Origin of the sequence: Pseudomonas sp. MYb118, from assembly GCF_040947875.1 — a bacterium.
Lineage (GTDB): Bacteria > Pseudomonadota > Gammaproteobacteria > Pseudomonadales > Pseudomonadaceae > Aquipseudomonas.
Genome location: NZ_JBFRXN010000002.1, coordinates 2,166,561 through 2,177,616 on the forward strand (window position 1 = coordinate 2,166,561; position 11,056 = coordinate 2,177,616).

Here is an 11,056-nt window from a genome sequence, read left to right on the forward strand (position 1 = left end):
TTGATGCGCCAGCGCTGCCGGGGTTTCACCTTGCTCGAGTTGATGATCGTGATCGTGATCATCGGCGTGCTGCTGGGCATGATGAGCCTGGTGGCCGCGCCCAACCCATTGCGCCAGGCCCGACAAGAAGCGCAGGAGTTGGCCGGCATGATCCAGCGGCTGCGTGAGCGCGCCGTGCTCAATGGCGAGGAATATGGCATTCGCCTCAGTGACGTCGGTTATCGCGTGATGCAGCTCCAGGCGCAGGTGTGGGAACCGACGGCCGGGTTCTATCCATGGCCGGACAATCTGCGCTTGTCCTTCGAACAGGAAGGGCAGGCCCTGCCCCTGGGGGACGACGAAGGGTTGCCGCAATTGCTCATGCTCAGCAGCGATGAAAGCAGTGCCTTCACGCTGACTTTCATGGTCGCCGGTCGCATGCTGCTGAGGCTGTCGAGCGATGGCCTGGGCGAGGCGCTGGTCGATGGTTGAGGGGCTGTCGTGGGCGCACCGACGCGGTTTTACCCTGTTGGAAATCATGGTCGCCCTGATGGTCTTCTCGACACTGGCGGCGGCCGTGCTCTCGGCCAGCCAATACGTGGCAAGGCAAACCACCACGGTCGAAGCGCGACTCTTCGCCGCCTGGCTGGCGGACAACCAACTGAACGAGCTGCGCCTGCAATCTTCGTTGGCGCCGGGCCAGCAGCAACGCGTGCTGCACATGGATCGCCGCGACTGGCTGCTGCGCCAGCAGATCAGCGCATCGCCGGACCCGCGATTGTTGAAAGTCGATATCGAGGTCAGGCTGTCCGCTGGCGAATCGACCCTGTACCGCGCCAGTGCCTGGATGCCCACGCGCCATGAATAGGCAAGCCGGGTTCACCTTGCTGGAACTGGTGATCGCCATGGCGATATTCGCTTTGCTCGGGCTGGCCAGTTGGGGATTGTTCGACGGTGTCGTGCGTGTGCAGCAAGGCACCACGGCCCATGAGCAGGCGTTCCGCCGCCTGCAACGCGCGTTGGCGGTGATCGAGCGCGATGTGATGCACGTCAGCGAGCCGCCGGTGGTTATCCAGGCGCGGCAACTGCGCATGCAGCGCAGTCATTGGCGTAACCCCCTGGACCAGCCGCGCAGCGAGCGACAAACGCTGACCTATCGACTCGACAACGGTGTGTTGTGGCGTGAAAGCCTGGGTGAGGGCACGTCGGTCGTGCAGCGGCAAAAACTGCTCGAGAATGTCACGGGGCTGAGCTGGCGTCTGTTCGATCAACGCGTCGGTTGGCGGGGTGATGGGACGGCCGCTGACGATGCGAACCCGCCACTGGCCCTGGAACTACAACTGTCGGTGGGCCGTTTCGACAGGATCCGGCGGGTGTTGCTGTTGCCTGGGGCGTCGCCATGAACAGGCGTCAGCGAGGTATCGCATTGATCAGTGTGTTGCTGGTCATGAGTCTGGCGTTGCTGATCACCAGTGGCTTGCTGCGCAGTCATCGCCTGGCGCTGCAAAGCAGCGGCCAGACCGTGCAGCAGGTGCACTTGCGCCAACTCGCGCTGTCCGGCGAAAGCTGGGCGTTGCTGCAATTGCGCGAGACCGCCGGGTTAGCGGCAAAAACCATCGACCTGACTCAGCCCTGGTCGCGCATGACCGCCGCCCCCGACATCGAAGGTGTGCAACTGCGGGTCGAGATCGAAGACCTTGCCGGGCGGTTCAATCTCAATGCCCTGTTAAGACCGGGGCGAGTCGATCAGGTCACTCGCGCTCGCTGGGACCGTTTGCTTGAGCGGCTTGAGCTGGCACCGCTGCAATTGAGTCAGGTGGGCGCCTTGAAGGAACTGAGCCAGTTGCGACTTTTGCCGGGCGTTGACGGGCAAGTCTTGCGTCAACTGGAGCCCTGGGTCGCGTTGTTGCCCAGCGACGCCGTTCTTAACGTCAACACCGCTCCAGCGCTGCTGTTGAGGGTGTTGGGTGACGTCGATGCGGCGACTGCCGAGGCGCTGGTCCTGCAGCGTTCAACCACGGCCTGGGCCACGCCCCGGGCCTTCACTCAGGACCCTTTGCTCGCCGGTGTCGGCCTGAGCAGCCAGGGTCTGGGCGTCGGCAGTCGCTGGTTGCGCATCACCGTGCAGGTCGTGCAGGGACAAAACCGGCTGCGCCTGGCCACCGATGTCGAGCGCGATCCCGACACGCACCAATACCGCGTCCTGCAACGTCGTCTTCTTCCTCCGATTGTCCATGAGATGCCGCAATGAACACTTGGCTTTACCTGACCGCCGAAGGCCTGGTCAGTCCCTCGACTCAATGGCCCTGCTGCCTGTGGTCGCCCGCCGGACAACGCCGGCCCATGTCGTTGAGCGAGGCCGCGCAGGCGCTCGATGGGCAGGCCGTCGATCTGCTGCTGCCCATGGAACTGTGCAGTTGGGTATGCACGGAGCCGTGGCCGACCAAACGTCATCCCGGTGCGCAAGCCATTGCCTTTGCCGTGGAAAACCAACTGGCCGACGCCATCGAGAACCTGCATCTGGGGATCGGGGCTCGTGACCGTGAAGGGCGTTATCCGGTGATGGTGATCAATCGAGTACGTTTTGCCGAGGTGCTCGCCTTGCTGGAGGACTCGGGTATCGAAGTGCGCTCGGTGTTTGTCGACGCTGATGTCCTGCCCGGCACCGGGCCGGTGGTGGTGCGCTGGTTCGGTCGGTGGCTGGTGGGCGCGGGGGCGTCGGCCCGCGTAGCGATGGAGGACGCGGGCCTGGCGGTGCTCCGACCGTTGCTGCCTGCGGATACCCGGTGGATCGACGAGCGCCACGATGCGGTCGACATCGACCCGTGCCTGACCCTCGATCACCCGCAGGCGATCAACCTGCTGCAAGGTCCTTTCGCGGCGCGCCGCCAGCACTTGTCGTGGCGCCTTGGTGCGCTGGCGCTGTTGACGATCCTGTTGCTGACCTGGGGTGCCAGCGCCTCGCGGATCGAGTTTCTCGACGGCGAAACCCGGCGGCTCGCCAGCCAGAACGAACAGCGATTTACCACGCTTTACCCGGATCAGACTCGCATCGTTGATCTGGTGACACAGCTCAAAGTGCTGCAAAGCCAGGCTGCTGAACCACAGAAAACGCGTATCGACGGGTTGTCGAATCTGATCGAGCAAGTGGTGGGGGCGAGTCCGGTCGAAGTCCGGCGTATCGAGTACCGGGCAGGCGACGGTTGGAGACTCCAACTGACCGCCAACAGCTTTGCCGAGCTGGAACAATTGCGCGAGCGCGGGCGCCAGCAAGGCATGCCGGTCAGGCTCGACAGTGCGAACAAGGAGGGCAACCGCGTGCAGGCGACGCTGACCGTGGAGGACACACCATGAAGGCTGCCTGGCAACGCCTGGCCATTCGAGAGCAACGCCTGCTGCTGGTGACGGGCGCCTTGTTGCTGGTCATCGCGGCGTACAGCCTGATCTGGCAACCGACCCGCCAGCGCCTGGAGGGTGCCGAGCGCCAGTACCAACGGCAACTGACCGTGGCGACGCAGCTGCAACGCGCACAGGCACAAAGCCCAGCGGTTGCCCCCGCCACCGATCAGCCGCTGTCGTTGCGCGTCAGCGAAAGCGCCAGCACGGCCGGGCTCGAACTGCACCAGATGGACAGCGACAACGACCTGCTGCGCCTGACCGTCAGCGGTGACGCGAAAACGCTGTTGCAATGGCTGGACCGTGCCGAGCGCGAGGGCGCGGCCTTGCAATCGCTGACCCTGGAAAAGCGCGACACGCTGCTGGAGGCGCGGGCAGTGCTCAAATAGCGAGTGTCGAACCGTCGCCAACGATAACTCGGGCTAAAGGGTGGTGCCCGGCAATGGCGGCAGTTTGGCCAGCTTCAGCGCGACCAGCAGTGCCACCACCAGCAGCGCGCCGATGAACAGGCCGATGCCGTTCCAGCCGCCGAGGTGCCAGAACACGCCGCCGGCGGTCCCGGCAATGCTCGAGCCAGCGTAGTAGCTGAACAGGTACAGCGACGAGGCCTGACCCTTGGCCTTGATGGCGCGGCGGCCGATCCAGCTGCTGGCCACCGAGTGGGCGCCGAAGAAGCCGAAGGTGAAGATCAGCATGCCGATGATGACCACCGGCACCGGGGTGAACAGGGTCAGGGCAAGACCGACGAACATCAGTGCGATGGTGGCCCAGAGCACCTGGCGACGGCCCAGCTTGTCGGCCAGGGCGCCGATTTTTGCCGAGCTGTAGATGCCCGACAGGTACACCACCGACAGCAGCCCGACGTACGCCTGGTCCATGTGATACGGCTCGGCCAGCAGGCGATAGCCGATGTAATTGAACAGAGTGACGAACGCACCCATCAGCACAAAGGCTTCGAGGAACAACAGCGGCAGGCCGGCATCCTTGAAGTGCATGGTGAACCCGTCCAGCAGGCTGCGCGGGTGCAGCGAGCGGGCGCGGAAGTTGCGCGACTCGGGGAGGATTTTCCAGAACACCGCCGCCAGGATCAGCGCCAGGCCACCGACCACCAGCATCGCCGTGTGCCAGCTGACGAAGTCGATCAACACCCCGGTGATCAGGCGCCCGCTCATCCCGCCAATGGCGTTGCCGCCGATGTACAGACCCATCGCCAGGCCGATGTGCTTGGGGTGAATCTCTTCGCTCAAGTAAGTCATGGCGACCGCCGCCAGACCGCTCAGCGACAGCCCGATCAATGCGCGCATCAGCAGCACGCCGTGCCAGCTCGGCATCATCGCGCTGGCAATGGTGCACAGCGCGGCGGCGGTCAGGGCGGTGACCATCACCGGCTTGCGCCCGACCCGGTCAGAGATCGGCCCGGTGATCAGCAGGCCGATGGCAAGCATGCCGGTGGCCACCGACAGGATCAGGCTGCTTTGCGCCGCATTGATGGCGTACTCGTGGGACAGCAGCGGCATCATCGGCTGCACGCAGTACAGCAGCGCGAAGGTGGCAAAGCCGCCGCAAAACAACGCCAACACCGTGCGCATGAACATCGGTGTGCCTTTTTCGATGTAGATTTCCTTGAGCTCGGCGACGGCATCGCCGGTAGGGGCGGGAGGCACTTCATGGGCGAGTGGAGCGACAGCAGTTTTCACTTCAGACCTCTTGGGGGGCACAGCCGGTCAGGCAATGAAAAAAGCATATAGCCGGCTAATGATTCAATCCAATATATTGTTCGACCTGTTTAAGAGCTTTTACGACCTATTGGAGCTTTCATGGAACTGCGCCACCTGCGCTATTTCATCGCCGTTGCCGAAGAACTGCATTTCGGCCGCGCGGCACAGATGCTGGGCATCTCGCAGCCACCGCTGAGTCAGCAGATCCAGGCATTGGAACAGGACATCGGTGCGCGCCTGTTCGAACGCACCAATCGTCGGGTCGAGCTGAGCGAAGCCGGCCGGCTTTTCCTGGACGAAGCGCGGCTGGTGCTGGCGCAGGTCGATAAAGCCGCCGATGTGGCGCGGCGGGCGCAGTTGGGTGAGTTGGGAGAACTGAAGATCGGTTTCACCTCGTCGGCACCGTTCAACTCGACCATTCCCCAGGCGATTTTCACCTTCCGCCAGCAATTTCCTTCGGTGCATTTGACCCTGCGGGAAATGAGCAGTACCCAGGTGGCCGAAGCGTTGGTGGATGGCTCGATCGAGATCGGCATCATGCGCCCGCTCGGCTTGCCCGATTCGCTCAGCGTCGTCGAACTGACGCGCGAACCCCTGGTGGCGGTGCTCAGTTCCAAGGATCCGCTGGCGCTCGGCAGTGAAGACGGCCTGTTTCTGTCTGCCCTGGCGCACGAGCCCTTTGTGTTTTTCCCTCGCAGTTATGGCAGCGGCTTGTACGCGCAGTTGTTGAGCCTGGCGCGGGAGGCGGGATTCAGCCCGAACTTTGCCCAGGAGGCTGGTGAGGCGATGACCATCATCGGGCTGGTGGCCGCCGGCCTCGGCGTGTCGGTGCTGCCGGCGTCTTTTCAGCGCATGCGTATCGATGGCGTGGTGTATCGGTCGTTGCTCGACCCCGGGGCGATGTCGGCGGTGTGGCTGGCCCAGCGCAAGGGGCAGGTTTCGCCGATGGCGACAGCGTTTGTCGAATTGCTGACCAAGGTCGAACCGCTCAAGCCCTGAGTAATATCCCCTGTAGGAGCGAGCTTGCTCGCGATGGCGGCCTTCCGGTGTACATATCCGTTGCTGATGGCGCGGCTGCTTTTGGTTCCGCCCTTACTGCGGGTGACTTTGAAGTCCTGTAGGAGCGAGCTTGCTCGCGATGGCGGCCTTCCGGTGTACATATCCGTTGCTGCTGGCGCGGCTGCTTTTGATTCCGCCCTTACTGCGGGTGACTTTGAAGTCCTGTAGGAGCGAGCTTGCTCGCGATGGCGGCCTGACGGGTGTACATATCTGTTTTTGCGGGTGCGCCTGCTTTTGGTTCCGCCCTTACGGCGGGTGACTTTGGGGCGCCAAAGTCACCAAAACGCCCGGCCCCTGACGTACGGCCCTTCGCTGGCGCTCCGGGTTCCCTCGCTCCGGTCCTGCTCCGTGGGCGCGCCGCCATCGGCCATCCTTGGCCGAGGGCGGCTAACCCGGCATCCATGCCGGGTTGCCCACTGCGCAGAACCTCCACTCGGCCTTCCGACGGGGCAATCTGCGTCGCCTGTGAGATCGTGGTTCTGTTTCTGTAGGAGCGAGCTTGCTCGCGATGGCGGCCCGGACACCGCCATCGCGGGCAGGCCCGCTCCCACAGTTACGGTGTGCACCGCGTATTTGGCCATGCAGCAGACCCTGTAGGAGCGAGCATGCTCGCGATGGTCGTCAACGATGACGCGGGCAGTCTGATACCCCGCGGTGTTCGGGCCGCCATCGCGAGCAAGCTCGCTCCTACAAGGGCCAGCGGCGGAAGATGAGCGAGGTGTTGACTCCGCCGAAGGCGAAGTTGTTGTTCATCACGTATTCGTTGTGCATCTGGCGGAACTCGCCGCGCAGGTAGTCGAGCTTGCCGCAGTGCGGGTCTACTTCGTCGAGGTTGAGGGTGTGGGCGTACAGGTCGCGGTTCATCATTTCGATGCTGAACCACGATTCCAGCGCGCCGCAGGCGCCGAGGGTGTGGCCGAGGAAGCTCTTCTGCGAGCTGATCGGCATGTGCTCGCCGAACAGGCTGCTGGTGGCGAGGGTTTCGGCGATGTCGCCCTGTTCGGTGGCAGTGCCGTGGCCGTTGACGTAGCCGATGGCCGACGGCGGCAGACCGGCATCTTCCAGGGCCAGCTCCATGGCCCGGCGCATGGTCGCCTGTTCCGGGCGGGTGGTGTGCTGGCCGTCGGCGTTGCTGCCGAAACCGACGAGTTCGGCGTGGATATGCGCGCCGCGCGCCAGGGCGTGTTCCAGTTCTTCGAGCACCAGCATGCCGCCGCCTTCACCGATCACCAGGCCATCGCGGCCGCTGTCATAAGGGCGCGGCGAGGTCTGCGGGGCGTCGTTTTTCAGGCTGGTGGCGTAGAGCGCATCGAACACCATGGCTTCGGTGGGGCACAACTCTTCGGCGCCGCCGGCGAGCATCAGTGGCAGGCGTCCGAACTTGATCGCTTCATAGGCGTAGCCGATGCCCTGGCTGCCACTGGTGCAGGCGCTGGAAGTCGGGATAAGCCGGCCGGTGAGGCCAAAGAAGATGCTGATATTGGCTGCCGTGGTGTGCGGCATCATGCGCACGTAGGAGTTGGCGTTGAGGCCTTCGGCGACGGAGTTGAGCAGCATGTTGCCGAACGCCTTGATCTCGTCGGTGCTGCCCGTGGACGAACCGCAGGCCACGCCCATGCGTCCGTCCTTGATCGACTCGTCACCCAGCAAGCCAGCGTCGGCCAATGCCTGTTCCGCCGCGCCGACGGCCAGGCGCGAAACCCGGCCCATGCTGCGTAGCTGCTTGCGGGTCCAGTGCCCCGGCACCTTGAAATCATCGACCGGCCCGGCCAGGCGCGTGTTGAGTTCGGTGAAGCGGTCCCACTCATCCATCCGGCGGATGCCGCTGCGGTTACTCGCGAAGTTGGCGGCAATGGTGGCCCAGTCGCTGCCCAGCGAAGTGATGCCGGCCATGCCGGTGACGACCACGCGTTTCATCAGCACAGGCCTCCGTTGACGGCCAGCACCTGGCGGGTGATGTAGGACGCTTCCGCCGACATCAGGAAGTTCACCGCGCCGGCCACCTCTTCGGGGGTGCCCATGCGCTGTGCGGGAATCATTTTCATCAGTTCTTCCACCGGCACGTTCTCGTCGAGCATGGCTGTGTCGATCAGGCCGGGGGCGACACAGTTGACGGTGATCTTGCGTTTGCCCAGCTCGATCGCCAGTGCCTTGGCGGCGCCAATCAGGCCGGCCTTGGAGGCGCTGTAGTTGACCTGGCCGCGATTGCCGATCAAACCGGACACTGAGGTAATGCACACGATTCGCCCGGCGGCGCGACGACGGATCATCGGCATCATCACCGGGTGCAGCACGTTGTAGAAACCGTCGAGGTTGGTGCGCATCACCTGATCCCAATCATCCTCGCTCAGCGCCGGAAATGCACCGTCACGCGTCAGGCCGGCATTGAGCACCACGCCGTAGTAGGCGCCGTGGGCCTCGACATCGGCTTCCAGGATGGCCTTGCACGTGGCACGGTCGGATACGTCGAATTGCAGGACGCGGGCCTGGCGGCCGAGGGCTTCGATCTCCGCCTTCACCGCCTCGGCCTCTGCCAGGCCGCTGCGGCAGTGCAGCACGATGTCATGGCCAGCCTGGGCCAGGCGCAAGGCGATGGCGCGGCCGATGCCACGGCTGGAACCGGTGACCAGTACGGATTCAGTCATGACGAGGTTCCTTGTGAAGAGCTTTGAGGTGTTTCATGCAGATATTGCTCGGCCTGGGGTGGACGGAACACATTCAGACGAGCGGTGGCGTGAATGCCGGGGGCGTTGATGTGGCATTCGAACACGCCCATGCCGTTGTCGTCTTCCAGCGAACGAATCCCGTGGATGGTCAGTTCGGTGCCGGCAGGGAAATGATCGACGTTGCATTCGAATTTGCGCGAGCCCAGCAGGAAGCCCAACTCCACGGCATCGCCGCGTTGGCGGGCATGGCAACCGGCGAAGGCGGCGACGCTCTGGGCCATCAGCTCGATGCCCACCCATGCCGGCAGCCCGCCGTCCGGGCGACTGAACAGGCCGGGTTTGACAGTGAGGCGCGTGTGGATCTGCTCGGCATCGAACGCCAGGACCTGATCGATGAGAATCATGTCGCCCGCGTGGGGCAGCAGCTCGGCGAGCGGCCAGTCAATCATGGGGCGTCTCCGATAATCAGGCTGACGTTATTGCCACCGAAGGCAAAGGAGTTGCTCATCAGGTAGCGAGGTGCAATGGACGTCAGTTGATCGGTCGGGGTCACCCACTTCAAGGCGGGCAGTTCCGGGTCCTGCTGGCCGTCCCAGACATGGGGTGGCAGCGCTTGCCGATGGTTGTCCGCGCACAGGCTCAGCCAGCAGAACGCCGCTTCCAGCGCACCCGCCGCGCCCAGGGTGTGGCCGGTCATCGGTTTGGTCGAGGAGCACGGCACGCCCTGGGTGAACAGGGTGGTCACCGCCTGGCTTTCCATGGCGTCATTGTGAGGGGTCGCGGTGCCGTGCAGGTTCAGGTAGCTGATCTGTTCGGGTTGCAGGTGCGCCCGGGCCAGGGCCTTGCGCATGGCTTGCAGGGCGCCACGGCCGGTCGGTTCCGGTGCGGAAATATGGTGGGCGTCGGAGCTGGCGCCACTGCCGAGCAGGGCGATCGACGGTGTGTCGTTGGCCTGCCGGGTCATCAGGAACAGCGCCGCGGCTTCACCGATGTTGATGCCGTTGCGATTCACCGAGAACGGGTTGCAGCGCTGCGCCGAGACCGCTTCCAGCGCCGAGAAGCCGTTGAGAGTCAGTTTGCACAGGGTATCGACACCGCCGCACAGCACCGCATCGCATACACCCAGGTCCAGCAGGCGCTGAGCGCTCATCAATGCCCGGGCGCTGGAAGTGCAGGCGGTGGAAATCACGTAGGCCGGGCCGCTCAATTGCAGCCAGTCGGCGAGGAAATTCGCCGGCGCCCCCAGTTCCTGTTGCTGATAATCGTAGTCGGCCGGAAATTGCTGCTCGCCGATGTAATGGGCCAGGCCACGGCTGGCTTCGTCGATGCCCGAGGTGCTGGTGCCCAGGACCACACCGATGCGCTCGCGGCCATAGGTGTGGATGGCGCGGTCGATGTCGCCCTGGATCTGCAACGCCGCTTCCAGCAGCAGTTGATTGTTGCGGCTGGCTTGCCATGCCATTTCAGGCGGGATCGCTGCCAATGCTCCTTGCACGGCGGCCACCGGTATCGAATGCTCCGGCACCCAGCCGGCCTCGCTGCGCATGCCGGAGCAATCGCCGGCGAACAGGTTGCGGGCGACCTGCTGTTTGTCCCGGCCCAGGGCGCAGATCACCCCGAGGGCGTTGAGGTAGGCGGTCATGGCGTCTCACCGGTCAGCGGCGTGACCTGATAGGTCGGCCCCTTGGGCAGTTTCAGTTCAAAGTTCAGGGGTTGCGTGTAGCGCACGTCCCAGTATTCGGGCAGGGAACGTTGGGCGCCATGTTGCCAGGCATCGGGGTAGTTGGCCGGCAGTTCATCGCCGGGCGTCAGGGCGAACACCAGTGCGGCAAACAGCTCGCGCGCCTCGGGGTTGGGAGGCAGCAAACCGTCGGCCTGCCATCGGCCGTCGATCAGTTTCTGGCGGGCCTGCGGAATGCCCAGCAGGTCCATCATCGACCAGCGAATGCCCTGGCCTTCACGGGCGATCACCAGCACCCAGTCCTGGCGCTGACCGTCCTCCTGGCGCTGGATGTGCAGTTGCTGGGGCAGCGGCAGGTTGGGCGCCAGTTCGGGCATCGGCGCGCGGCTGGTGCAGGCGCTGAGCAACAGGAGCGCAGCAAGGATCCCTGTAGGAGCGAGCTTGCTCGCGATGGCGATCGCCCATCCGAATAATTTGCTGACTGACACGCCGCCATCGTCGGAACGCCGCCCGGAGACAAGCTCGCTCCTACAGGTAGGGTGTTTCATGCGGCTTGA

13 protein-coding genes are annotated in these 11,056 nt (G+C 64.2%); 7 read left to right on the forward strand and 6 right to left on the reverse strand.

What is annotated here, in order from left to right; genetic code table 11:
* Positions 1 to 3 precede the first annotated feature (3 nt).
* Genes gspH through gspM form a run of 6 tightly spaced genes read left to right on the forward strand, consistent with a single transcriptional unit; the run spans position 4 to position 3,764 of the window.
* Positions 4 to 471, forward strand: a complete 468-nt coding sequence (gene gspH / locus ABVN20_RS15860) for a type II secretion system minor pseudopilin GspH (protein WP_368556651.1) — start codon at positions 4 to 6, stop codon at positions 469 to 471.
* Entirely contained in the window at positions 464 to 847 is a 384-nt protein-coding gene (gspI, locus tag ABVN20_RS15865) for a type II secretion system minor pseudopilin GspI (protein WP_368556652.1), read from the forward strand. Before gspH ends, gspI begins: the two co-directional genes overlap by 8 nt.
* Positions 840 to 1,382 carry a type II secretion system protein GspJ gene (locus ABVN20_RS15870; RefSeq protein WP_368556653.1) on the forward strand — a complete coding sequence of 181 codons (543 nt, stop codon included), beginning with the start codon at positions 840 to 842 and terminating at the stop codon, positions 1,380 to 1,382. The genes gspI and ABVN20_RS15870 overlap by 8 nt, the downstream gene beginning before the upstream one ends.
* Positions 1,379 to 2,230, forward strand: a complete 852-nt coding sequence (locus tag ABVN20_RS15875; RefSeq protein WP_368556654.1) for a type II secretion system protein GspK — start codon at positions 1,379 to 1,381, stop codon at positions 2,228 to 2,230. Before ABVN20_RS15870 ends, ABVN20_RS15875 begins: the two co-directional genes overlap by 4 nt.
* Positions 2,227 to 3,333: a type II secretion system protein GspL gene (gspL, locus tag ABVN20_RS15880; RefSeq protein WP_368556655.1), complete on the forward strand. Its 1,107-nt coding sequence runs from the start codon at positions 2,227 to 2,229 to the stop codon at positions 3,331 to 3,333. The genes ABVN20_RS15875 and gspL overlap by 4 nt, the downstream gene beginning before the upstream one ends.
* Positions 3,330 to 3,764, forward strand: coding sequence for a type II secretion system protein GspM (gene gspM / locus ABVN20_RS15885; RefSeq protein ID WP_368556656.1), 435 nt, complete (start codon positions 3,330 to 3,332; stop codon positions 3,762 to 3,764). Before gspL ends, gspM begins: the two co-directional genes overlap by 4 nt.
* Positions 3,765 to 3,797: 33 nt before the next feature.
* Here gspM and ABVN20_RS15890 read toward each other — a convergent pair whose 3' ends face one another.
* Positions 3,798 to 5,072, reverse strand: a complete 1,275-nt coding sequence (locus ABVN20_RS15890; protein WP_368556657.1) for an MFS transporter — start codon at positions 5,070 to 5,072, stop codon at positions 3,798 to 3,800.
* Positions 5,073 to 5,192: 120 nt separating this feature from the next.
* On the opposite strand from ABVN20_RS15890, the gene ABVN20_RS15895 reads away from it, so the two are divergent.
* Positions 5,193 to 6,092 (forward strand): LysR substrate-binding domain-containing protein, encoded by a 900-nt coding sequence (locus tag ABVN20_RS15895; RefSeq protein ID WP_368556658.1) that lies wholly within the window; start codon positions 5,193 to 5,195, stop codon positions 6,090 to 6,092.
* Positions 6,093 to 6,839: 747 nt separating this feature from the next.
* Here ABVN20_RS15895 and ABVN20_RS15900 read toward each other — a convergent pair.
* From ABVN20_RS15900 to ABVN20_RS15920, 5 genes are read right to left on the reverse strand one after another with little or no spacing between them, the layout of a single operon-like run.
* Positions 6,840 to 8,069 (reverse strand): beta-ketoacyl-ACP synthase, encoded by a 1,230-nt coding sequence (locus ABVN20_RS15900; protein ID WP_368556659.1) that lies wholly within the window; start codon positions 8,067 to 8,069, stop codon positions 6,840 to 6,842.
* Positions 8,069 to 8,797, reverse strand: coding sequence for a 3-oxoacyl-ACP reductase FabG (gene fabG / locus ABVN20_RS15905; protein ID WP_368556660.1), 729 nt, complete (start codon positions 8,795 to 8,797; stop codon positions 8,069 to 8,071). Before fabG ends, ABVN20_RS15900 begins: the two co-directional genes overlap by 1 nt.
* The gene (locus tag ABVN20_RS15910; protein ID WP_368556661.1) at positions 8,794 to 9,267 is read right to left on the reverse strand and encodes a hotdog family protein; all 474 of its coding nucleotides are present in this window, start codon (positions 9,265 to 9,267) and stop codon (positions 8,794 to 8,796) included. Before ABVN20_RS15910 ends, fabG begins: the two co-directional genes overlap by 4 nt.
* Positions 9,264 to 10,460: a beta-ketoacyl-[acyl-carrier-protein] synthase family protein gene (locus ABVN20_RS15915; protein WP_368556662.1), complete on the reverse strand. Its 1,197-nt coding sequence runs from the start codon at positions 10,458 to 10,460 to the stop codon at positions 9,264 to 9,266. The genes ABVN20_RS15910 and ABVN20_RS15915 overlap by 4 nt, the downstream gene beginning before the upstream one ends.
* Positions 10,457 to 11,047 (reverse strand): hypothetical protein, encoded by a 591-nt coding sequence (locus ABVN20_RS15920; RefSeq protein ID WP_368557716.1) that lies wholly within the window; start codon positions 11,045 to 11,047, stop codon positions 10,457 to 10,459. The genes ABVN20_RS15915 and ABVN20_RS15920 overlap by 4 nt, the downstream gene beginning before the upstream one ends.
* Positions 11,048 to 11,056 lie beyond the last annotated feature (9 nt).

What these genes read in the sequence shown, in the direction of transcription:
- gspH (WP_368556651.1), top strand. Translation starts at nt 4, where the DNA reads ATGCGCCAGCGCTGCCGGGGTTTCACCTTGCTCGAGTTGATGATCGTG.
- gspI (WP_368556652.1), top strand. Translation starts at nt 464, where the DNA reads ATGGTTGAGGGGCTGTCGTGGGCGCACCGACGCGGTTTTACCCTGTTG.
- ABVN20_RS15870 (WP_368556653.1), top strand. Translation starts at nt 840, where the DNA reads ATGAATAGGCAAGCCGGGTTCACCTTGCTGGAACTGGTGATCGCCATG.
- ABVN20_RS15875 (WP_368556654.1), top strand. Translation starts at nt 1,379, where the DNA reads ATGAACAGGCGTCAGCGAGGTATCGCATTGATCAGTGTGTTGCTGGTC.
- gspL (WP_368556655.1), top strand. Translation starts at nt 2,227, where the DNA reads ATGAACACTTGGCTTTACCTGACCGCCGAAGGCCTGGTCAGTCCCTCG.
- gspM (WP_368556656.1), top strand. Translation starts at nt 3,330, where the DNA reads ATGAAGGCTGCCTGGCAACGCCTGGCCATTCGAGAGCAACGCCTGCTG.
- ABVN20_RS15895 (WP_368556658.1), top strand. Translation starts at nt 5,193, where the DNA reads ATGGAACTGCGCCACCTGCGCTATTTCATCGCCGTTGCCGAAGAACTG.
- ABVN20_RS15900 (WP_368556659.1), bottom strand. Translation starts at nt 8,069, where the DNA reads ATGAAACGCGTGGTCGTCACCGGCATGGCCGGCATCACTTCGCTGGGC.
- fabG (WP_368556660.1), bottom strand. Translation starts at nt 8,797, where the DNA reads ATGACTGAATCCGTACTGGTCACCGGTTCCAGCCGTGGCATCGGCCGC.
- ABVN20_RS15910 (WP_368556661.1), bottom strand. Translation starts at nt 9,267, where the DNA reads ATGATTGACTGGCCGCTCGCCGAGCTGCTGCCCCACGCGGGCGACATG.
- ABVN20_RS15915 (WP_368556662.1), bottom strand. Translation starts at nt 10,460, where the DNA reads ATGACCGCCTACCTCAACGCCCTCGGGGTGATCTGCGCCCTGGGCCGG.
- ABVN20_RS15920 (WP_368557716.1), bottom strand. Translation starts at nt 11,047, where the DNA reads ATGAAACACCCTACCTGTAGGAGCGAGCTTGTCTCCGGGCGGCGTTCC.